This window comes from Azospirillum sp. B2RO_4 (assembly GCF_051124815.1).
In the GTDB taxonomy this organism is placed as follows: Bacteria; Pseudomonadota; Alphaproteobacteria; order Azospirillales; family Azospirillaceae; genus Azospirillum.
In genome coordinates this window covers 481,197-501,379 of the sequence record NZ_CP118486.1, presented here as the reverse complement: position 1 = coordinate 501,379, position 20,183 = coordinate 481,197, and the positions used below count along the sequence as shown (strand labels likewise).

At 67.6% G+C, this 20,183-nt stretch carries 19 protein-coding genes; 7 read left to right on the top strand and 12 right to left on the bottom strand.

The genetic code is table 11. The features are described from left to right. Positions 1-7 precede the first annotated feature (7 nt). The 5 genes from PWS46_RS16310 to PWS46_RS16290 all read left to right on the top strand — a co-directional run bounded on the left by PWS46_RS16310 (position 8) and on the right by PWS46_RS16290 (position 4,308). Entirely contained in the window at positions 8-1,447 is a 1,440-nt protein-coding gene (locus tag PWS46_RS16310) for a diguanylate cyclase (protein ID WP_434620258.1), read from the top strand. 381 nt (positions 1,448-1,828) lie between these two features. After that, positions 1,829-2,806 carry a pyridoxal-phosphate dependent enzyme gene (locus PWS46_RS16305; protein ID WP_434620255.1) on the top strand — a complete coding sequence of 326 codons (978 nt, stop codon included), beginning with the start codon at positions 1,829-1,831 and terminating at the stop codon, positions 2,804-2,806. 70 nt (positions 2,807-2,876) lie between these two features. After that, positions 2,877-3,173, top strand: a complete 297-nt coding sequence (locus PWS46_RS16300) for a toxin-antitoxin system TumE family protein (RefSeq protein ID WP_434620252.1) — start codon at positions 2,877-2,879, stop codon at positions 3,171-3,173. Then, positions 3,154-3,501 (top strand): DNA-binding protein, encoded by a 348-nt coding sequence (locus tag PWS46_RS16295; RefSeq protein WP_434620249.1) that lies wholly within the window; start codon positions 3,154-3,156, stop codon positions 3,499-3,501. The genes PWS46_RS16300 and PWS46_RS16295 overlap by 20 nt, the downstream gene beginning before the upstream one ends. A gap of 267 nt (positions 3,502-3,768) precedes the next feature. Further along, positions 3,769-4,308, top strand: coding sequence for a YitT family protein (locus PWS46_RS16290; RefSeq protein WP_244560672.1), 540 nt, complete (start codon positions 3,769-3,771; stop codon positions 4,306-4,308). A 35-nt stretch (positions 4,309-4,343) separates the two neighbouring features. Here PWS46_RS16290 and PWS46_RS16285 read toward each other — a convergent pair whose 3' ends face one another. From PWS46_RS16285 to PWS46_RS16270, 4 genes are all read right to left on the bottom strand, one after another. Beyond that, positions 4,344-5,066, bottom strand: coding sequence for a fused DSP-PTPase phosphatase/NAD kinase-like protein (locus tag PWS46_RS16285; protein ID WP_434620245.1), 723 nt, complete (start codon positions 5,064-5,066; stop codon positions 4,344-4,346). A 164-nt stretch (positions 5,067-5,230) separates the two neighbouring features. Beyond that, on the bottom strand, positions 5,231-6,262 hold the full coding sequence (locus tag PWS46_RS16280; protein WP_434620242.1) for a hypothetical protein: 1,032 nt from the start codon (positions 6,260-6,262) through the stop codon (positions 5,231-5,233). Between the two features lie 5 nt (positions 6,263-6,267). After that, complete coding sequence (locus PWS46_RS16275) at positions 6,268-7,311, bottom strand: hypothetical protein (protein WP_434620239.1); 1,044 nt, start codon at positions 7,309-7,311, stop codon at positions 6,268-6,270. Between the two features lie 110 nt (positions 7,312-7,421). Beyond that, positions 7,422-8,936 (bottom strand): bifunctional metallophosphatase/5'-nucleotidase, encoded by a 1,515-nt coding sequence (locus PWS46_RS16270; protein ID WP_434620236.1) that lies wholly within the window; start codon positions 8,934-8,936, stop codon positions 7,422-7,424. A 174-nt stretch (positions 8,937-9,110) separates the two neighbouring features. On the opposite strand from PWS46_RS16270, the gene PWS46_RS16265 reads away from it, so the two are divergent. Continuing rightward, complete coding sequence (locus PWS46_RS16265; RefSeq protein ID WP_434620234.1) at positions 9,111-9,809, top strand: type 1 glutamine amidotransferase; 699 nt, start codon at positions 9,111-9,113, stop codon at positions 9,807-9,809. Here the strand turns inward: PWS46_RS16265 and PWS46_RS16260 are convergent. The 8 genes from PWS46_RS16260 to PWS46_RS16225 form a co-directional block, all read right to left on the bottom strand. Further along, positions 9,766-11,418, bottom strand: a complete 1,653-nt coding sequence (locus PWS46_RS16260) for an NTP transferase domain-containing protein (RefSeq protein ID WP_434620231.1) — start codon at positions 11,416-11,418, stop codon at positions 9,766-9,768. The two genes, PWS46_RS16265 and PWS46_RS16260, sit on opposite strands and share 44 nt — an antisense overlap. 240 nt (positions 11,419-11,658) lie before the next feature. Then, positions 11,659-12,375 carry an XdhC family protein gene (locus tag PWS46_RS16255; RefSeq protein WP_295826662.1) on the bottom strand — a complete coding sequence of 239 codons (717 nt, stop codon included), beginning with the start codon at positions 12,373-12,375 and terminating at the stop codon, positions 11,659-11,661. Further along, positions 12,372-12,701, bottom strand: coding sequence for an XdhC family protein (locus PWS46_RS16250; RefSeq protein ID WP_434620226.1), 330 nt, complete (start codon positions 12,699-12,701; stop codon positions 12,372-12,374). The genes PWS46_RS16255 and PWS46_RS16250 overlap by 4 nt, the downstream gene beginning before the upstream one ends. Further along, positions 12,698-13,915, bottom strand: a complete 1,218-nt coding sequence (locus tag PWS46_RS16245; RefSeq protein ID WP_434620223.1) for a vWA domain-containing protein — start codon at positions 13,913-13,915, stop codon at positions 12,698-12,700. Before PWS46_RS16245 ends, PWS46_RS16250 begins: the two co-directional genes overlap by 4 nt. A 7-nt stretch (positions 13,916-13,922) precedes the next feature. After that, positions 13,923-14,846 carry an AAA family ATPase gene (locus tag PWS46_RS16240; RefSeq protein ID WP_434620220.1) on the bottom strand — a complete coding sequence of 308 codons (924 nt, stop codon included), beginning with the start codon at positions 14,844-14,846 and terminating at the stop codon, positions 13,923-13,925. A 216-nt stretch (positions 14,847-15,062) separates the two neighbouring features. Next, positions 15,063-15,854, bottom strand: coding sequence for an FAD binding domain-containing protein (locus PWS46_RS16235; protein WP_434620217.1), 792 nt, complete (start codon positions 15,852-15,854; stop codon positions 15,063-15,065). A gap of 28 nt (positions 15,855-15,882) precedes the next feature. Then, positions 15,883-18,279, bottom strand: coding sequence for a xanthine dehydrogenase family protein molybdopterin-binding subunit (locus tag PWS46_RS16230; RefSeq protein ID WP_434620214.1), 2,397 nt, complete (start codon positions 18,277-18,279; stop codon positions 15,883-15,885). Positions 18,280-18,346: 67 nt separating this feature from the next. Next, positions 18,347-18,847 (bottom strand): (2Fe-2S)-binding protein, encoded by a 501-nt coding sequence (locus PWS46_RS16225; RefSeq protein WP_434620211.1) that lies wholly within the window; start codon positions 18,845-18,847, stop codon positions 18,347-18,349. Positions 18,848-19,207: 360 nt separating this feature from the next. On the opposite strand from PWS46_RS16225, the gene PWS46_RS16220 reads away from it, so the two are divergent. Then, positions 19,208-20,167 (top strand): TAXI family TRAP transporter solute-binding subunit, encoded by a 960-nt coding sequence (locus PWS46_RS16220; protein WP_434620208.1) that lies wholly within the window; start codon positions 19,208-19,210, stop codon positions 20,165-20,167. Positions 20,168-20,183 lie beyond the last annotated feature (16 nt).

Here is a 20,183-nt window from a genome sequence, read left to right as displayed (position 1 = left end):
CAGGCTTATGCAAACCTTGACTGGGCAGGCCCCGACCGTGGACGCGTCTCCCGATGATCTGATGTTCGAGGATGAAGACCCCGGCGCGGTGCCGGAAGGGCAGTCGGCTGCTGCCGCTGCCCCCTGGCCGATCCTCGTGGTGGACGACGACGAGCAGGTGCACGCGATGACCCGCGTGCTGCTGAAGGATTTCGAGTTCGAAGGCCGGCGCTTCGCCATCGTCAGCGCCTTCTCGGCGGCGGAGGCGCAGGCGATCCTCGCCGAACGGTCGGACCTGCCCGTGGCCCTGCTCGACGTGGTGATGGAGACGCAGGATGCCGGGCTGCATCTGGTCCATTACATCCGGCGCGACCTGGGCAACCGCCACATCCGCATCATCCTGCGCACCGGCCAGCCCGGACAGGCGCCGGAGCGCGAGGCCATCGTCGCCTATGACATCAACGACTATAAGAGCAAGGCGGAACTGACCGCCCAGAAGCTGTTCACCAGCCTGGTCGGCGCCGTGCGCAGCTGGCGCGATCTCGTTACCATCGAGTCGCTGAACCAGTCGCTGGAACGCCGCGTCGCCGAACGCACGGCTGAGCTGGAACGGCAGACCGCGCTCGCCGACGAACAGCGCCGTTTCATCGAAAACCTCGTCGAGATGATGCCGAGCCCGGTCTGGTACAGGGACAGCGCCGGCCGCTATGCCCTGTGCAACCGTGCCTTCCGCGAGCTGTTTCCGAACGCCGCCGACGGAATCGAATGGTCCGCCGGCCGCCGGACCGCGTCCGAACCGATGCCGGCCGGCGCGGGTGCCTACTCCTTCGAGTCGAGCGTGGAGGGGCCGGACGGGCGGACGCGGGAACTGCTGGTGGTGAAGCGACCGCTCACCGCCCCCGACGGAACGGAGACCGGGGTGATCGGCATCGCCACCGACATAACCGAGCGCCGGCGGATGGAGCATGAACTGCACCGCCTCGCCACCACCGATCCGCTGAGCGGCGCCCACAACCGCCGGCAAATCCTGGACCTGCTGGACCGGATCGTGACCGGGCGGGGCGCCGGGACCACCTGTCTCGTCATGCTCGACATCGACCATTTCAAGCGCATCAACGACGAGCTGGGTCATGCCGCCGGCGACGTCGCCATCCGCAGGGTGGTCGAGGAGATCCGCAGCCAACTGCGCGGCAGCGACCAGATCGGCCGCATCGGCGGGGAGGAGTTCGCCATCCTGCTGCCCGGGACCTCGCGCACCGGCGGTGCGGTGATCGCGGAGCGGCTGCGCGTCGGACTGGCGGCGCTGGCGATCGAGCTTCCCGATGGCCGAAGCTTCCAACTGACCGGAAGCTTCGGCCTGACCGAGCTGCGTCCGCTGGAGGATACGGTCGAAAGCGTGCTGGGCCGGGCCGATCAGGCGCTCTACCGGGCCAAGGCGCTCGGGCGGAACCGGGTCGAATTGGCCTGAGCACTTGGCACCGCCCTGCGACAATCTGGACGAAGACGGCTTGACCGCCGCCGCGGCAACGGGTATGCAGATCCCATGAACACCACCGACACCATGCGAATGCGAATTACCGGCCCGGCGCTCTGAAGCGTCGGAGAGTTGCCGCGTTCGTGTTCACTGGTCGTGTGGAGTGTGTGGCGTGTCGCTGCACCCTGTGGTTCCCGGAGCCCTCAATCCGGTTTATGAGATGTCCCATCGTCTGACCGCTGTTGCGGCGTCGAACAACGGCGTCCGTCTCGGCGAGCGAATGTGTGGCTCGGCGCGAATTATTCACCCGGTCCGCTGAGGCGGTCCGGGGCACGCCCGTCCTACCCCAAGATTCGTTCGTCGAGGAACTTCGCGATGTTCACCGCGCATGCCGATGCCGCGCGCACCCTCTCTGTCTGCACGGCCGTCCACCATCATGACTTCGAAGACCGTTTGCCGGCCTGGCTGCCGCTGTCGGCGGTGACCGACGCCGCCCGGCGGCTGTCCGGCCAGATCGTCCGTACGCCGCTGCTGCATGCCCCGACGCTCGACCGCGATCTGTGGCTGAAGGCGGAGGTGTTCCAGGCCACCGGCGCCTTCAAGGAGCGCGGCGCGCTGAACCGCCTGCTGCGGCTGACGGCGCCGGAGCGGGCCGGCGGCGTGGTGGCGATGTCGGCCGGCAACCATGCGCAGGGGGTGGCGCTGCACGCCGCCTGGCTGGGGGTGAAGGCCACCATCGTGATGCCGGAGACCGCACCCCGCTGCAAGGTGGAGCGCACCGCCGAACTGGGCGCCGAGGTGGTGCTGCACGGCGCCAATGTGGGCGAGGCGAAGGGCAAGGCGCTGGAGCTGGCGGCGGAGCGGCGGCTGACCTTCCTCCACCCCTATGACGATCCCGACGTGATCGCCGGGCAGGGAACGGTCGGGCTGGAGATTCTGGCAGACCGGCCGGACGTCGACACGGTGGTGGTGCCGGTCGGCGGCGGCGGACTGCTGGCCGGCGTGGCCGCCGCGGTGAAGGCCCAGCGCCCGCGGGTGCGGGTGATCGGCGTGCGCCTCGCCCGGCGCGGCGGCCCGACGCTGGCCGACGGCATCAACGTCCATGCGCTGGGCAAGCTGCCCCAGACCATCGTCGACACACTGGTCGACCGGGTGGTCGAGGTGGAAGAGGGCGAGATCGCCGCTGCGATGCGCGCGCTGCACCGGTCTTTCGGCGTGGTGGCCGAAGGGGCCGGCGCCGCTGCAGTCGCCGCGGTGCGGGGCGGCCGGCTTGGGCGAACCGGGCGGACGGTGGCGGTGCTGTCGGGACGCAATGTGGACGGCGATACGCTGGCGCGGACGTTGGCGGCGTAACCGGGAGGATGTCGACGCACGGATGTTGGAGAAATTGACAACGGCTTAGTCTGTTGGCATTCTCTCCAACATGAAGGCTAGAGCACTGGTTAACCGCCGCATCGTTCTGACCCCAATCGCATTTGCAGACTTGCTGCTTTGGGAAGTGCCGGTTCCAGTTCGCGGCAGCACGCACAATTATAAATATGGTCTGGCTCTGGTCGTCGGCGGCGTCTGCGTTCTTCGCTACGACAATGAGGCTGGTAAGGGCGATCACCGCCATGTCGGCACTGAGGAAAGTCCTTACCGATTCGACGGGGTGGACCGACTGATTGCTGATTTTGAGGCAGATGTGAGGAGATGGCTCGATGAACACGTTGACGCTTGAGGTAACGAGCCTCGCTGATGGTCTTGCGGCATTCCGGCATGGCTGGAATAGCGGCAAGGCCGAAGACGGCGCGCGCATCGGGTTCGCCACTCCCGAACTGCTTTGGAAGGTGCTGACGGCGAAGCGCTGGGAATTGCTGCGGACGATGACCGGGCAGGGGCCGCTTGCCCTGCGCGAGGTCGCACGGCGGGTGGAGCGGGACGTCAAGGCGGTGCATGCCGATGTCCACGCGCTGGTGGATGCCGGGATCGTTCGGCGGACCACCGATGGCAAGTTCGAGTTTCCATATGATGCCGTGCATGTCGACTTCATGCTGAAGGCGGCGTGAGGCGGCACCAAAGGACTGCCACCCTGCCGCTCTCCCCCGCAAATCGCATAGATCCCCCTTCGCCGAAGCGAAGTCTGGATAGGTCAGCAGAAATGACCTATATTGGTGTTCGCATGTAAACGCACAGGCGACATCGGGGGAGTAGCTGGCATGACGAACAATTCCGCCTCGACCATTTCGTCATCCCCTGCATCGGTCACTTACGAGCGCCCGCGCGCGGCGCACAGTGTCTTTGACAATTTGCAAGGTCAACTGTTCGGCGTTGTCATGACGTCGTTCGGGATTGCCATTCTCCATGCCGCCGGGCTGGTCACCGGGCAGGCGGCGGGGTTGGCCTTCGTGATTTCCTACGCGACGGGCGTGGATTTCGGACCATTGTTCTTCCTGGTCAATCTGCCCTTCTACTTCCTTGCGCTGGCCCGCATCGGCGTCGGCTTTACCATCAGGTCGCTGGTCGCGGTGACCGGCATCGCCCTGCTGTCCGGCCTGCTGCCGACGATGATGAGCTTCAGCGCCATCAACCCCTATGTCGCGGCGGTGCTGGCCGGATTCTGCGTCGGAATCGGCGTCATCGCGCTGTTCCGCCACGGCGCCAGCGGCGGCGGTGTCGGCATCCTCGCCTATTACCTGCAGGAGAAGACCGGATTCCGTGCCGGCTGGCTGCAGGCGCTGTTCGATCTGGCGGTGTTCTCGGCCGCCGCCTTCGTGCTGGAATGGCCGGCGCTGCTGGCGTCGATCCTGGGGGCGGCGGTGCTGAACGCCTTCGTCGCCTTCAACCACCGCGCCGACTGGTACGTTGCCCGCTAAACAGAATAGGGCCCGATAACCCCGGTGGGGCCGCGTTATTCGCGGCCCAGCACCCGGTCGACCACCGCATCGGCCCATTCGCGCGACCGGAAGCTCGCCTTGGCCTCCACCGGGTCATAGACGCGCTCCACCCAGTCCCAGAAGGCGATCGGGCGCTTCTGGTTGTAGGCGGCGTAGAGTTCGAAGAAGTAGTCGAGGATGCCGGTCTTCGCCTGCTTGAAGTGGCCGTATTTCCAGGACAACTGCTTCATCGCCTGCTCGAGCGGCTGGCCTTCATGGGCGAACAGGTACAGCGTCGCCATGAAGCCGGCGCGGTCGGCGCCCGACTTGCAGTGCATCAGCGCCGGATAGGTCATGGTCTTGAACAACTCGCGCGCCTTCAGAAGGGTTTCCTTCTTCGGCATGTCGCGGGAGTTCACCGGGAAATCGACCAGTTCCAGCCCATGGGCGCGGCAAGCCTCCGCCTCCAGGATGTAGGACGCGCAGTCACGCGAGCCGCGCAGGTTCAGGATCGATTTCACCCCGTTCTGTGCCGCCGCGGCGATGTGCGACGGCGAGGGCTGGCTCGCCCGGTACATGTTGGGGGAGATGCGGTAGGTGTTGGAATAGATCAGCCGGAAGCAGGCATGGTCGATGAACACGCTTTCCAGATGGCCGAGCGCCCGCTGCCACGGCGTCGCCATGCGGCTGCGGCTGCGCTTGATCGCGTCGGCCAGCGCGGTGGTGGTGACCGCCCGCAGGGTGCTTTTCTTCGCCAACTCAAACCTTCCGATTCTGACGGAACGCCAACATAGGCATGGCCGGCGTTCCGTCAAGCGCTGAGGATTGCGCCGATTCTCCCTTTCCTCCCCGGGAGAGGGTCGGGGTGAGGCGGACGCGTCGCGTGCCGCCCGCAAAAATCCTGCCGCGTATCCCCCTCACCCTAACCCTCTCCCCGGGGGGGAGAGGGGATAAGAGAAGCATTTTTCTCCTGCAGCCGCCCATACATGTCGTACTGCGCCGCCAGCGTCAGCACGATTTCCATGTAGAGATTGATCAGGCCGTTGGCGTAGAAGGCCGGGCAGCCGGTGTAATGCCGCTCTCCCGCCATCGCCGTCGGCTCGATCAGGTCGGTGTTCAGGACGATCAGGTCCTTGTCGGGATCATGGAGGAAGGCCGACTGGTCGGGACGCAGCGGGTGGATGGCCTGATGGTCGTCGGCCTCGATCCTGCCCGCCGCCATGAACTGGCACAGCATGCCCAGGCTGCCCATGGCGAGCGGCAGCACCTGTTTCAGGCTGCGGCGGGCGAGGTCGTCATAGACGGCGGCCTCCAGGCCCGGACGCAGCAGCGGCGCCGCCTCCACCAGGTTCCAGCAGACATGAAGGGCGGTGTGGCTGCCGGTCTTGGTGATCGACAGCATGTCGTAGCCCGACGGGCCGTGCAGCACCGACTTCTGCAGTTCTCGCCCCAGCACATAGCCGGCGGCGGCCATGTCGGTGATGGTGCCTTCCGTCCGGCAGCGGTCCTCCTCCACCATCACCTTGATCGCCCAATCCTTGATGATGGCGTCCAGCAGATGGCAGACGGAATCGCGCAGGAAGCCGACCATGCGGTCGGGATCGGCGGCGGCCATGCCGTCGGGATCGGCGAAGTCCAGCCCGTGCGGCGACTCCGGAGGGGTCGACAGAACCAGATGCCCGGCCTCGTCCAGCGGCATGCGGGCGATGATGTGCTCCCGCAGGTCGGCATAGAGGAAACCAAGCAGGGTGTTGATCGCGACCTTCTCGAAATCCTCCTTGCGGGTGTCGGCATGGGCCGGGCAGTGGCCGGCCAACTGCAGCAACTCCTCGCTCAGCAGATAGGCCGGCTCCTCGGCGATGCGGTGCAGGATCGGCGCGAGGTTGATCCGGGTCATCCCGGCCTCCTCATGCGCGCCGGCATAGGTCAGGGCGAAGTCGTTGGTGCGGGCCATCGGGCTCAGCCCTCCTGCAGACGGTCGTAGACGCCGTAATCGAGCGCCAGCCCGGCGACGATGTCGAGATACAGCTTGATGAGGTTGGTGGTGTAGAAGGCCGGGCAGCCGGTGTAATAGCGCTCGCCCGGCTTGGCGAAGGTGACGATGGGATCGGCGTTCAGCCGGATCAGCCCGTTGGCGTCCAGAATGAAAGCCTTCTGGTCTTTGGGAAGCCGATGCACGGCCAAGCCGTCGGCCGGCTCGATCCCGCTTTCCTCCATGTAATGGACCAGCATGCCCAGGCTGGACATCGACAGCGGCACGATCTGTTTCAGGCTGCGGTGGACGAGGTCGTCATAGAAAGCGGCGTCGCGTCCCGGCACCAGCAGCGGCGCGGCCTCCACCATCGCCCAGCAGATGTGGATCGCGGTGTGGCTGCCGGTCTTGGTGATCGACAGCATGTCGTAGCCGGCGCGCTGGTAGAGCGGCGAATGCTCCAGCACCGTGCGCAAGACGAAGGTCGCCGCCGCCTCCAGCGAGATCTCGCCGGAGCCTTGGGAGCGGAAATACTCCTCCTCCTGCACCAGATCGACGGCCCAGCCGGTGATCAGGCCGTCCAGCAGGTGGCAGGTGGCATCGCGCAGGACGGAACAGAAGACGTCCGGCTCCGCCGCCGCCATGGCGGCGCGGTCGGCAGGGTCCAGCCCGTGCGGCGAACGCGGCGGGATCGGCAGCATCGGCCGGCCGTCGGCATCGAAGGGCAGCTTTCCGGCGATGTGGTCGCGCAGGCGGTTGAACAGCAGGGCCAGCAGGCTGTTGACCGCGACCTTGTCGGCGTCATCCTGGGGGATCGGTGCCGCACCGGCCTGCGCGCCCTCGGCCTTGCCGGAATGGAAGGGACACTGGCCGGCGCCCTGGCGGAATTCCTCGCTGAACAGGAAGTTCGGGTCGGACTGGATGCGCTGCAGGATATGGGCGATCGACACCCGGCCCAGTCCCGCCTCGCCATGGGCGGTGTTGAAGGTCTGGGCGAAGTCGTTGGAGCGGGCGGTCAGGGTGTCGGACATGCGTGCGGCCTTCGGCGCGGATGTAGGGCGGACGGGTTACCCTAAAGGGAACGGGCGGCCGCGCGCAACGGAGTGTCGCCTTCGGGCTCTATAATGTCCCGGCCGCTGCGTTATTTTGCCACGATCCGTCCGTCCACCGTGGGCGCGACCGTTTTCTTGGATTCGACGTAGTTCATCACGATGGTTGCCAGCAGCACCGCGCCCGAGGCATCGACGATCACTTTGGCCCGTGGGAAGGCGGCGTAGCCGTCGCCGCCCTTCAGCATGTAATCGTTGGTGGCGACGCGGTAGGTCGCCTGCGGGTCCAGCGGCTTTCCGCCCACCGTCACCGACGTCACCCGCCGGCCGGCCGGCGCCTTGGGATCGTAGGTCATGGTCAGGCCGGAGACCTGGGGGAAGCGGCCGGCCTTCTCCTCCACCTTGCCGACGCCGTGTTCGAGGGTGGAGATCAGGTCCTGCCCCGACATCTCCACCAGCACCCCGACATTGCCGAAGGGCAACTCGGCGAAGATGTCCCTGCGGGTCAGTTGGGAGCCGGCGGGGTGCAGCGCGTCGGCGCGGATGCCGCCGCCGTTGGTGATGGCGACATCGGCCTTCAACGTGTCGCGCAGGGCGTCGGCGATCAGGTTGCCCATGCTGGATTCGCGGCTGCGCACCACGTCCTTGCGGCTGTCGAGGTCCGTCGTCGTGGTGCCGATCACCGCGGCCAGATCGGTGTCGAGCCGCTTGGTGTATCCCTCTACCACCCCTTCCACCTGTGGATCGGGGGCGACGCCGGCGGTGGTGACGAAGCGCCATTCGGTCGGCACGGTGGTGGTCGCCGGCCCCTTTCCGGACTCCTTGGTCTCGACCGCCAGCTTCACGACGCCGAGATACTGCGCGTCATGCCCGGCCTTCAGGATCAGGGTGGAGCCCTCATAGAAGCTGATCGGGTCGTGGTCGTGGCCTCCCAGGATCAGGTCGATCCCTTTGACCTTGGACGCCAATTCCCGGTCCTCCGCGATGGTCAGGTGGGTCAGCGCCACCACGACCGACGCCCCCTTCGCCCGCAGATCCTTCACCGCCGCCGCTGCCGTTTCCAGGACCGGAGAGAAGCTCAGGCCCGGCCCGGCACTGGACAGGCGGGCGGTGTCGGGGGTGATCAGGCCGATGAAGCCGACGGTGATGCCGTCGATGGTCCGGGTCCAGCTCGGCACCGTGCCGGCGAAGGCGGAGCCGTCGGCCGACCGCACATTGCTGCCGATCCAGGGGAATTTCGATTCGGCCATGCGCTGTTTCAGCGTGTCGGGGCCGAAGTCGAATTCATGGTTGCCGAAGGTCACCGCGTCGACGCCGATGGCGTTGAACAGCGCAATCATCTGCTCGCCCCGCGTCGTGCCCGACAGCAAAGACGGCGACAGGAAATCGCCGCCGACCGTGGTGATCGCATCGGGGGCCGCCGCGCGTTCGCGCTTCAGCAGGGTCATCAGCGGCCCGAACCCGCCCTGTCCCTTCACCGGCGCGATCTCGTACACGTCATTGACATGCAGGAAGGTCAGCATGCCGTTTTGTGCCCAGGCGGGCAGAGCGGTAGCCAGGATGACGGCGAACAGCGGAACGGCGATCGGGCGGAAACGGAACGGCATGGAGAGCGGACCTTCGATGTCATGCCTGCGCATTCTAGAGCAGCTTTGTCCCGCCACGCATAGCGGCTTTGCGGCGCGGAGCATGCGATCCGGAGCGGCTGCGGCTTGAACTCCGCCTACGACGGTCTCACAACTTGATGACAAGATTGCCAACGACGCGAGCCGAGCAGACCCATGCGCATCCTGGTCGTTCAGAACAGCCATACCGCTCCCATCGGCTTGGTGGGCGACGCGCTGACCGACAACGGCGCCACCCTCCACACCATCGCCGCCAACGAGGGCGAGGCGATCCCCGATAAGGACGGCTACGCCGGGCTCGTCGTGCTGGGCGGTCCGCAGGATGCCTGGAACGACGAGAAGGGTCCGCATTTCGGCCGGGTGATGGAGACGATCCGCGATTTCACCGACGCCGACCGGCCGGTGATGGGCATCTGCCTGGGCGCGCAGCTGGCGGCCCGCGCCTATGGCGCCAAGGTCTACCGCCACACCACGCCGGAATTGGGCATCCATGCCGTCAGCCTGACCGACGGCGCGCAGGACGATCCGTTGCTCGGCGGCTTCGGCCCGACGCTGAACCTCGCCCAGTGGCACTACGACACCTTCGAGTTCCCAGAGGGCGCCGTGCCGCTGGCCTATAGCGAGGCCTGCGACCGTCAGGCCTTCCGCCTCGGCCGCGCCACTTACGCCTTCCAGTTCCACCCCGAGGCCACCGGCGACATCCTGCGCGGCTGGGCCTCGCGCATCCGGGAGGAGGCGCGGGAACGCAACGCGGAGATGCTGCACGGCCTGGAGGAGTCCATCGCCACCCACCTGCCGGTGGCGGAGCGCTTCACCCGCGCGATGACCCGGCGCTGGCTGGATCTGGCGCGCTGACCGTTTCGGTGAAACGCGCCAGCAGGTCGGGGGTGTCGACATCGTAGAGGATGCCGGCGTCGTCCACCGGCACCTCGCACAGCCGGTCGGCATGCTGGCCGATCAGCCGCTTGGCCCCGGCGTCACCCGTCAGCGCCGCCATCTCCGTGAAGAAGGCGCGGTCCCACAGCACCGGATTGCCTTGCTTCCCATGGGTGGTGGGAATGCAGATGGCGCGGCCCTCCAGCGGGCTGTATGCGGCGATCAGCCGGTCGATCACGGCGGACGCCACCCGCGGCATGTCGCCCAGACACACCACCACCGCATCGGATTCGCTGGGCACCGCCGCCAGACCGGCGCGCAGCGAACTGCTCAGCCCTTCGGCGAAGGCGGGATTGTGGACGAAGGTGACGGGCCGGTCGGCCAGCGCCCGCGCCACGCTTTCCCCCTGGTGGCCGGTGACGACGATGACGTTGGCCGCCTGTGAGGCGAGCGCAGCGTCCACCGCGCGGGCGACCAGCGGCGCGCCGTTGACCTCGGCCAGCAGCTTGTTGGTCGGCCCCATGCGGCTGGAGCGGCCGGCGGCCAGCACCAGGGCGGTGACGCGCGGCGCGCGGGGCGTCTCGGTCGAGATACCCGCCCGTGGCAGCGGCCGTGTCGGAATCTCGGCCAGCAGCCCGCCGACGCCCATCCGCATCACCTCGGCCCGGCTCGGCGGAATGCCGGCGGCGATGCGCTGCAGCACCCAGTCGAAGCCGTTCAGCTTTGGCGAGCGCGCACAGCCCGGCAGCCCCAGCACCGGCTTGGCCTGCCGCCGGGCCAGCAGCAGCAGGTTGCCGGGATCGACCGGCATGCCGAAATGCTCCACCACGCCGCCGGCCCGCTCGATGGCCGCCGGCAGCACGTCGCGGCGGTCGGTGATGGCCGAGGCACCGGCGATCAGCAGCAGGTCTGCCGGCGGCGCCCCCGCGATCTCAGCCGCCAGCGCCGCTTCGTCATGGGCGCAGCGCGACTCATGGACCAGCGCACCGCCGAGCGCCTCGACCCGCTCCCGCGTCACGGCGACGGTCTTGTCGAGCACGCTGTCCTTCACCCCCGGCAACCGCGTCTGGATCAGCGCCACCGACAGCGGGCGATAGGGCAGGACAGCCAGCGGCGGTGGCCCGTCGGCGGCGATCTGTTCGGCCTGCTCCACCGCGGCAGTGGGGGCGGCGAAGGGGATGATCTTGACGGTGGCCAGCATCTGGCCGGGCTCGACGGGAGCAAAGTCGGGCAGGGTGGCGATGGTGACGCTCTCGTCGATTTCGTTGATGGCGTCGATGCGGGCGGGGTCGAGGCGCAGAAGCCCATGCGCTTCGGCGAATAGATTGACCCGGCCGGTGAAGGCCGCGGCGATCTGGACGGAGCCGCCGGCCACGGCGGTGGCAATGCGGGTGGCGGCGGCGTCCTCGGCGATGTCGCTGTCCGACAGCTTGGCGGCGATCACGTCCGAGAGGCCGGCCTCGCGCAACGCGGCGACGTCATCGGCCGACAGCCGGCGGCCCTTCTTGAAGGCGATGGACCCCAGGCGCAGCGAATGGGCGAGGATGGCGCCCTCGGCATCGGACAGGGGAAGCGGGCCGAAGAACATGGGGGCTCCGGATGGGCACGGACGATGTATGCCCACGGATATGGCGAGCGGGCCGGAGCCGGGCAATGGGCGGAAGGTATGGGGTGGGGACGTTGGGATGGGCAGATGTCGGCTGGCGATACCCCCACCTATCCTCCCCCGCTGGGCGGGGGAGGGACTGCCGCCACCTTTCCGATCAAGTGCTTGTTCCCTCCCCCGCCCAGCGGGGGAGGGTTAGGGTGGGGGCAACCGAGCGACCACTCAGCAGGGATGATTCTCGCCCCGCCGCACGCAGGTGATCTGCCCCATGATCGAGATCGCGATCTCCGCCGGGGTGACGGCGCCGATCGACAGCCCGACCGGGCCGCGGATGCACTTCACCTCGGCCTCGCTCAGCCCCTCGTCGCGCAGGCGGTCCAGGCGCAGGGCATGGGTGCGCTTGCTGCCCAGCGCGCCGACATAGAAGGCGGGTGAGCGCAGCGCCACCACCAGCGCAGGGTCGTCCAGCTTGGGGTCGTGGGTCAGGGTGACCACGGCGGTGCGGGCGTCGGGCTTCAGCTCGGCCAGCGCCTCGTCCGGCCACAGATGGTTCAGCTTCACGCCGGGAAAGCGCGCCTCGGTCGCGAAGGCGCCGCGCGGGTCGATCACCGTCACGTCATAACCGGTCAGCGCCGCCACCGGGGCCAGCGCCTGGGCGATGTGCACGGCGCCGACGATCAGCAGCCGCATCGCCGGATTGTGGACATGCACGAACAGGCGGAAGCCGTCCTCGTCCTGCGGATCGACAAGCAGGCCGGAACGGTCCTGGCGGATGCGCCGGCGCACCTCGTCCAGCAGGTCCTGCTCAAGCCCGAAGCCGCCATGGACGGTGTCCTCGTAAACCAGGGTCTGGAGACCGGTGTTGAGATCGGTCACCAGGGCGGCCGGGATCGCGGCGGCCTTCGCCGCGAGCAGACGGTCAAGAATATCGCGTTTCATTCCACGGCCTCGACATAGACCTGTACCTGCCCGCCGCAGGCCAGCCCGACTTCCCAGGCCATTTCGTTGGTGATGCCGAAGGACAGCAGGCGCGGTTCGCCGTCCTCCATCGACTTCGCGGCCTCGTGCGCCACGGCGCTTTCGATGCAGCCGCCGGACACCGAACCGGCCATCGCGCCGCTGTCGTCGACCGCCATCTGGCTGCCGACCGGCCGCGGCGAGGAGCCCCAGGTCGACACGACGGTCGCCAGGGCCACCCTGCGGCCGGCGGCGCGCCATGCGGCCGCTTGCTCCACGATGTTGTCCGCCATCAGGGTGTCGTTCATCCCGCCGCCTCCTTCAACCAGCGGCGCAAGCCCGGGCTCCGACGCGGACCGTCGGCCGACAGGACGCCGGCCAGATCCGCGAGGCTGTTCAGGCTGTGGGCCGCAAGAAAATCGTCCACATGCGGCAGCAGCGCCCGGATGCCCGAGGATTTCGGCGCGAAGCCTTCCCAGCGCAACAAAGGATTCAGCCAGACGAGCCGCCGACAGCTTTTGTGCAACCGATCGGCCTCTGCCGCAAGCCCTTCCCCTGCATCCCTGTCCAGCCCGTCGGTAATGAGAAGCACCACGGCGCCCTGGCCCAGCACCCGCCTCGCCCAGGTCCGGTTGAAGGCGTGCAGCGCGGTGCCGATCCGCGTGCCACCCGACCAGTCGGCGACCGCCCCCGACACGGCGTCCAGCGCCACGTCCACATCCTTGTGCCGCAGATGGCGGGTGATGTTGGTCAGCCGGGTGCCGAAGACGAAGCTGTGGACCCGGTCGCGGTCGTTGGTCACCGCATGCATGAAATGCAGCAGCATCCGCGAATAGCGGGTCATCGAGCCGGAGATGTCGCACAGCACCACCAGCGGCGGCGGCCGGGTGCGGCGGCGCTTGCGGGCAAGGTCGGACAGGTCCCCGCCGCTGCGCAGCATCCGCCGCAGCGTTGCGCGCGGATCGACGCGCGGCCCCATCGGGTCGGAGCGATGGCGGCGGGTGGTGACCTCCGCCAGCGGCAGGGCGAGGCGGGACAGCAGCCGCTTGGCCTGCGCCATCTCCTCCCCCGTCATCTTCTCGAAATCCTTGTCCTGCAGCCGTTCGGCGGCGGAGACGGTGAAGGACGCGTCGATCTCGATCTCGGTCTTTTCCGGCTCCTCCCGTTCGGCACCGCTGCCGTGCAGGGCCTCGGCAAGGCGCTGCGCCATCTCAGGCTGGTCGGGCGGCGCCTCTGTCCGCACCTTCGGCAGCATCAGCGACATCATCTTCTTCAGGATGTCCGGATTGCGCCAGAAGACGTGGAAGGCCTGGTCGAACAGCTCGCTCTGGTCGTGGCGGTTCACGAAGATGGCGTGCAAAGCCCAATAGAAGTCGGTGCGGTTGGAAAGGCCGACCGCCTCCACCGCTTCCACTGCCTGCAGCACCTTGCCCGGCCCGACCGGCAGGCCGGCGGCGCGCAGCGCGCGGGCGAAATGCATCAGATTGAGGGTGAGGCGGCCGGCCGGCGCGTCGTCCGTCATGGCGGCCTCAGCGCGCGGTGGTGGCGGCCAGCTCGGTCTTGACCTGGGTCAGGATGCGCGCCGCCTCGCTGCCCTGGATGCGGGCGATGTCGTCCTGGTATTTCAGCAGCGTGCCCAGCGTGTCGTTGATGACGGAGGGCTCCAGCTCCAGCTGGTTCAACTCCACCAGCGCCTGCGCCCAGTCCAGCGTCTCCGCCACGCCCGGGGCCTTGTAGAGGTCCATGCCGCGCAGGGTCTGGACGAAGCCGACCACCTGGGCGGCCAGCCGGGCATCGGCCTGCGGCGCCTTGACCGAAAGGATCTGCCGCTCCCGCGCGGCACCAGGATAATCGACCCAATGGTAGAAGCAGCGCCGCTTCAGCGCGTCATGGATCTCGCGCGTGCGGTTGGAGGTGAGGATGACGATGGGCGGTTCCGGCGCGTGGACGGTGCCGAATTCCGGGATCGAGACCTGATAATCGGACAGGATCTCCAGCAGATAGGCCTCGAACGGCTCGTCGGTGCGGTCCAGCTCGTCGATCAGCAGCACCGGCGGCCCGGCGAGGTCCGGCTCCAGCGCCTGCAGCAGCGGGCGCTTGACCAGAAAGCGCTCGGAAAACAGGTCGGAGGCCAGCGACTCCCGGTCCTGCCCGCCCGACGCCTCGGCCAACCGGATCTCCATCATCTGGCGGGCATAGTTCCACTCATAGACGGCGGACGAGGCGTCCAGCCCCTCATAGCATTGCAGCCGCAGCAGCTTGCGGCCGAGCGTCGCCGACAGGACCTTGGCGATCTCGGTCTTGCCGACGCCGGCCTCGCCCTCCAGGAACAGCGGGCGCTTCAGCTTCAGCGCCAGGAACAGCGCGGTCGCCAGCGAGCGGTCGGCGACGTAGGAACCGCGGGTGAGAAGCGCCAGCGTGTCATCGACGGAGGCGGGGAGGGGGGTGGTCATGGACGGCCTTTGGGGACAGGCTTGCAAATCCGCCTCTCCCCCCTGGGGAGAGGTCGGGCGGCGAAGCCGCCCGGGTGAGGGGGGCGGACCCTCTCCCTTGGGGAGAGGGTGGCGCCGAAGGCGCCGGGTGAGGGACTGTGCATTGCCAGGGAGATCTACGCAATGCATCCCCCTCACCCTAACCCTCTCCCCAGGGGGGAGAGGGGACTTTCCCAGTTACCCCGCCGCTTCCACCGCCCGCTTCGCCATCACGGTGACGAGATGGGCGCGGTAATCGGCGCTGGCGTGGATGTCGGCGTTCAGGCCGTCGGCCTCCACCGACAGGCCGTTCAGGGCATCGGCGCGGAAGTCGGCGGCGAGCGCCGTCTCGAACGCCTCGGCGCGGAAGACGGAGCCGGCGGCGCCGGTCACTGCCACCCGCACTTCCGATCCGAACCTGGCGACGAAGACGCCGACGATGGCATAGCGGCTGGCCGGGTTGCGGAACTTGGCGTAGGCCGCCTTGTCGGGACGGGAAAAGCGCACCGACTTGACGATCTCGCCCGGCTCGAGCGCGGTTTCGAACATGCCGGTGAAGAAATCGTCGCCGGCGATGGTCCGGCGGTCGGTCGTGACCACCGATTTCAAGGCCACCACCGCCGACGGATAGTCGGCCGACGGATCGGCGTTGGCGATGGAACCGCCCATCGTGCCCATGTTGCGGACCTGCCGGTCGCCAATGCCCTCGGCGAGGCTGGCCAGCGCCGGAATCACCCGCTTGACGAGGTCGGAATGGGCGACCTCCGCATGGCGGGTGAAGGCGCCGATCTCCAACCCGCCGTCAGCCTCGCGGATGCCCTTCAGCTCCGGAATGGCGCCGAGGTCGATCAGGTCGGTCGGTCGGGCGAGACGCTGCTTCAGCGTCGGCAGCAGGGTCTGGCCGCCGCCCAGCAGCTTGGCGTCTTCCGCCTGGATGGCAGCCGCCGCATCGGCGAGCGATGTCGGCCGTTGGTACGTGAACGCGTACATTCTCTAGCCTCCTTCTTCTTCGGCCGTCTTATTCCGCTGCCATGGCAGGGGCGGGAGCAGCGTCGCGGATGGTCCGCCAGACCTTCTCCGGCGTCGCCGGCATGTCCATGTGGGTGACGCCATACTCCGACAGCGCGTCCACCACCGCGTTCATCACGGCGGCGGCGGCGCCGATGGTCCCGGCCTCGCCGCAGCCCTTCACGCCCAGCGGGTTGTGGGTGCAGGGCTGGTCCTCGTGATAGCGCACGGTGAAGGATGGGACATCGTCCGCCCGCGGCATGCAATAGTCCATGTAGGAGCCGGTGACGAGCTGGCCCGACTCCTCGTCATAGACGCAGTTCTCGTACAGCGCCTGCCCGATGCCCTGGACCAGCCCGCCATGCACCTGCCCCTCGACGATCAGCGGGTTGATGACGTTGCCGAAATCATCCACCGCGGCGAAGCTGACGATGGTGGTGACGCCGGTATCGGGGTCGATCTCCACCTCGCAGACATGGCAGCCGTTGGGATAGGTGAAATTCTTCGGATCGTAGAAGGCCTGTTCGTCCAGCCCCGGCTCCAGCTCGTCCAGTGGGAAGTTGTGCGGGACGTAGGCCTGCAGGGCGATGTCGCCGATGCCCAGGCTCTTGTCGGTGCCGGCGACGGTGAAGCGGCCCTCCTTCACCTCGATGTCGGTCTCGGCAGCCTCCAGCATGTGGGCGGCGATCTTCTTCGCCTTGCGCTCCACCTTGTCCATCGCCTTCACCAGGGCCGAGCCGCCGACCGCGAGGGAGCGCGAGCCGTAGGTGCCCATGCCGAAGGGGATCTTGTTGGTGTCGCCGTGGACGATCTCGACATTCTCGATCGGGATGCCGAACCGCTCCGCCACGATCTGGGCGAAGGTGGTCTCATGGCCCTGGCCATGGCTGTGAGATCCGGTGAAGACCGTCACCGAACCCGTCGGATGGAAACGGACTTCCGCGCATTCATAAAGTCCTGCGCGTGCGCCGAGCGCACCGGCGACATTGCTGGGCGCGATGCCGCAGGCTTCGATGTAGGTGGCGAAGCCGATGCCGCGCAGCTTGCCGCGCGCCTTCGATTCGGCCCGGCGCTGCTGGAAGCCGGGGTAGTCGACCAGCGGCAGGGCGATGTCGAGATTCTTGGCGAAGTCGCCGGTGTCGTATTGCAGTGCGACCGGCGTCTGGTAGGGCATCGCCTCCTTCGGCACGAAGTTGCGGCGGCGGATCTCGGTCTTGTCCATGCCCATCACGCCGGCGGCGACATCCACCAGCCGTTCGATCAGATAGCAGGCCTCCGGCCGGCCGGCGCCGCGATAGGCGTCCACCGGCGCGGTGTTGGTGAAGACCGCCTTCACCTCGGCATAGATCGCCGGGGTCTTGTACTGGCCGGCCAGCAGGGTGGCGTAGAGATAGGTCGGGATCGACGGCGCGAAGGTGGACAGATAGGCGCCGAGATTGGCCAGGGTCGAGACGCGCAGAGCCAGGAAATTGCCGTCGGCGTCCATCGCCATCTCGGCATGGCTGACATGGTCGCGGCCATGGGCGTCGGTCAGGAAGCTTTCGGAGCGGTCGGCGGTCCATTTCACCGGGCGACCGACCTTGCGCGCCGCCCAGGTGACGACTGCCTCTTCGCCGTAATGGAAGATCTTCGACCCGAAGCCGCCGCCGACGTCGGGCGCCACCACCCGCAGCTTGTGTTCCGGAATGCCCAGCACGAAGGCGCCCATCAGCAGGCGGGTGACGTGCGGGTTCTGGCTGGTGGTGGTCAGCGTGTATTCGCCGCTGGACTGATCGTATTCGCCCATCGCCGCCCGCGGTTCCATCGCGTTCGGGACCAGACGCTGGTTGACCAGATCGATCTTCGCGACATGGGCGGCGTTGGCGAAGGCGGCATCCACCGCGGCCTGATCGCCCAAATGCCAGTCGTAACAGACATTGTCCGGCGCATCGTCATGGACCAGCGGCGCGCCGCCGTCGATGGCGCGGGTGGATGAGCCCACCGCCGGCAGTTCCTCGTAATCGACCACGACCATCTCGGCGGCGTCGCGCGCCTGCTCGCGGGTTTCGGCGATCACCACCGCCACCGCGTCGCCGACATAGCGCACGCGGTCGCGCGCCAGCGGATAGTGCGGCGGCTCCTTCATCGGCGAGCCGTCCTTGGAATGGATCTGCCAGCCGCAGGGCAGGCTGCCGACCTTGTCGGCCTCCATGTCGGCGCCGGTCAGCACGGCGACCACGCCCGGCATCGCCGCCGCGTCGGCGAAGTCGATGCCCAGGATGCGGGCATGGGCGTAGGGGGAGCGCACATGCACCGCATGGGTCATGTTCGGGCGCTTGAAATCGTCGGTGTAATTGCCGCGGCCGGTCAGAAAGCGCTGGTCTTCGCGCCGGCGCACCGAGGCGCCGATGCCATTGGGGTTCGCCATCTCGTGTTTCCTCCCACAGGAACGCTGAAGATGCGGAAATGCCTGCTTCTTGCTGGGCTTATCGCCCTTATTCGGCCGCGACCGGCGTTGCTTGCGCCCCCGCCATCGCCTCGGCGCCCGCCTTCACCGCCTTGACGATGTTGTGATAGCCGGTGCAGCGGCAGATGTTGCCCTCCAGCCCCTCGCGGATCTCGGCCTCGGTCGGATTCGGGTTCTCGCGGACCAGATCGACCGCGCTCATCACCATGCCGGGCGTGCAGAAGCCGCACTGCAGGCCGTGATGCTCGCGGAAGGCGGCCTGCATCGGGTGCAGCGTGCCGTCGGCCGCCGCCAGCCCTTCGATCGTCGTCACCTCCGCCCCGTTGGCCTGGACGGCCAGCGCGGTGCAGGACTTCACCGAACGGCCGTCGACAAGGACGACGCAGGCGCCGCACTGGCTGGTGTCGCAGCCGACATGGGTGCCCGTCAGGCCGAGATGCTCGCGCAGGAAGGCGACGAGCAGGGTGCGCTCCTCCACCTCGCGCGAGACCGTCTTGCCATTGACGGTCATCGATACGGTACAGGACATCGGTTTTCCTCCCGCTGGCTGAAGTCTGGCGTGCAGTCGTTTGGCGTGCAGTTGGGACTTATGACTGTCGTATGACGCGCCTTGAGCCGGAGCCGTGGTGGTGTCCGCTTCGGCCGGCGGTCTTCCGCCACAAGGATAGGGGGTGTCCACCCGTCGAGGTCAAGGAGCCTGTGCATGCCTTGGCCGAAAGAATGGCCTGTCAACGGTCGATATGTCGGATTGTACGTAATGACGCGCAATTTTGTGGCGCGTTACAGTGGGTTGGGGCCGCCCATGCATATGGGTGTGCAAATGAATCCGCCCGGCAACGATCCGGGTGCAGCAACGATAACGGGGAGAGCCACCATGAATCGCCCATTCTTGAAGCGTCAACTCCTGGCCCTTTGCACGGCCGCCGGCCTTGGCGTCAGCCTCGGCCTTGCCGCCCTGCCGGCCAAGGCGGAGACCTTCATCACCGTTCTGACCGGCGGCACCAGCGGGGTCTATTATCCGCTGGGCGTGGCGCTGTCGAACGTGTACGGCAAGGCGCTGCCGGGGGCCAAGGTGACGGCGCAGGCGACCAAGGCGTCGGTGGAGAACCTGAACCTGCTGCAGGCCGGCCGCGGCGAGATCGGCTTCACGCTCGGCGATGCGCTGAGCGACGCCTGGAAGGGCAACGAGGAGGTCGGCTTCAAGCAGAAGCTGGACAAGCTGCGCACCATCGCCGCCATCTATCCCAACTACATCCAGGTCGTCGCCAGCAAGGACTCGGGCATCAAGACGCTGGCCGACCTGAAGGGCAAGCGGGTGTCGGTCGGTGCGCCGAAGTCGGGGACGGAGCTGAATGCGCGCGCCATCTTCAACGCCGCCGGTCTTGCCTACAAGGACTTCGCCAAGACCGAATATCTGCCCTTCGGCGAATCGGTCGACCTGATCAAGAACCGCCAGCTGGACGCGACGCTGATCTCCGCCGGTCTCGGCGTGGCGGCGATCAAGGACCTGTCGGCCTCCCAGGACATCACCATCGTCAGCATCCCGGCCGACGTGGTGCAGAAGGTCGGCGACGCCGCCTACATCACCGAGACGATTCCGGCCGGCACCTATCCGGGCCAGGACGCCGCGGTGCCGACCGCCGCCGTCCGCAACCTGCTGGTCAGCCATTCGGGCGTGTCGGATGACGCCGCCTATGCGATGACCAAGACGCTGTTCGAGAATCTGGACGCGCTGGCCGCCGCCCACGTCGCCGCCAAGCAGATCAAGCTGGACAAGTCCGCCACCCAGTCGCCGGTGCCGTTCCATCCCGGCGCCGTCAAGTACTACAAGGAAAAGGGGCTGATGTAAGGAACGGGCCGCGGGG

What these genes read in the sequence shown, in the direction of transcription:
- PWS46_RS16235 (WP_434620217.1), bottom strand. Translation starts at nt 15,854, where the DNA reads ATGTACGCGTTCACGTACCAACGGCCGACATCGCTCGCCGATGCGGCG.
- PWS46_RS16255 (WP_295826662.1), bottom strand. Translation starts at nt 12,375, where the DNA reads ATGAAACGCGATATTCTTGACCGTCTGCTCGCGGCGAAGGCCGCCGCG.
- PWS46_RS16290 (WP_244560672.1), top strand. Translation starts at nt 3,769, where the DNA reads ATGACGTCGTTCGGGATTGCCATTCTCCATGCCGCCGGGCTGGTCACC.
- PWS46_RS16295 (WP_434620249.1), top strand. Translation starts at nt 3,154, where the DNA reads ATGAACACGTTGACGCTTGAGGTAACGAGCCTCGCTGATGGTCTTGCG.
- PWS46_RS16305 (WP_434620255.1), top strand. Translation starts at nt 1,829, where the DNA reads ATGTTCACCGCGCATGCCGATGCCGCGCGCACCCTCTCTGTCTGCACG.
- PWS46_RS16280 (WP_434620242.1), bottom strand. Translation starts at nt 6,262, where the DNA reads ATGGCCCGCACCAACGACTTCGCCCTGACCTATGCCGGCGCGCATGAG.
- PWS46_RS16260 (WP_434620231.1), bottom strand. Translation starts at nt 11,418, where the DNA reads ATGTTCTTCGGCCCGCTTCCCCTGTCCGATGCCGAGGGCGCCATCCTC.
- PWS46_RS16245 (WP_434620223.1), bottom strand. Translation starts at nt 13,915, where the DNA reads ATGACGGACGACGCGCCGGCCGGCCGCCTCACCCTCAATCTGATGCAT.
- PWS46_RS16230 (WP_434620214.1), bottom strand. Translation starts at nt 18,279, where the DNA reads ATGGCGAACCCCAATGGCATCGGCGCCTCGGTGCGCCGGCGCGAAGAC.
- PWS46_RS16310 (WP_434620258.1), top strand. Translation starts at nt 8, where the DNA reads ATGCAAACCTTGACTGGGCAGGCCCCGACCGTGGACGCGTCTCCCGAT.
- PWS46_RS16270 (WP_434620236.1), bottom strand. Translation starts at nt 8,936, where the DNA reads ATGCCGTTCCGTTTCCGCCCGATCGCCGTTCCGCTGTTCGCCGTCATC.
- PWS46_RS16225 (WP_434620211.1), bottom strand. Translation starts at nt 18,847, where the DNA reads ATGTCCTGTACCGTATCGATGACCGTCAATGGCAAGACGGTCTCGCGC.
- PWS46_RS16240 (WP_434620220.1), bottom strand. Translation starts at nt 14,846, where the DNA reads ATGACCACCCCCCTCCCCGCCTCCGTCGATGACACGCTGGCGCTTCTC.
- PWS46_RS16250 (WP_434620226.1), bottom strand. Translation starts at nt 12,701, where the DNA reads ATGAACGACACCCTGATGGCGGACAACATCGTGGAGCAAGCGGCCGCA.
- PWS46_RS16300 (WP_434620252.1), top strand. Translation starts at nt 2,877, where the DNA reads ATGAAGGCTAGAGCACTGGTTAACCGCCGCATCGTTCTGACCCCAATC.
- PWS46_RS16275 (WP_434620239.1), bottom strand. Translation starts at nt 7,311, where the DNA reads ATGTCCGACACCCTGACCGCCCGCTCCAACGACTTCGCCCAGACCTTC.
- PWS46_RS16265 (WP_434620234.1), top strand. Translation starts at nt 9,111, where the DNA reads ATGCGCATCCTGGTCGTTCAGAACAGCCATACCGCTCCCATCGGCTTG.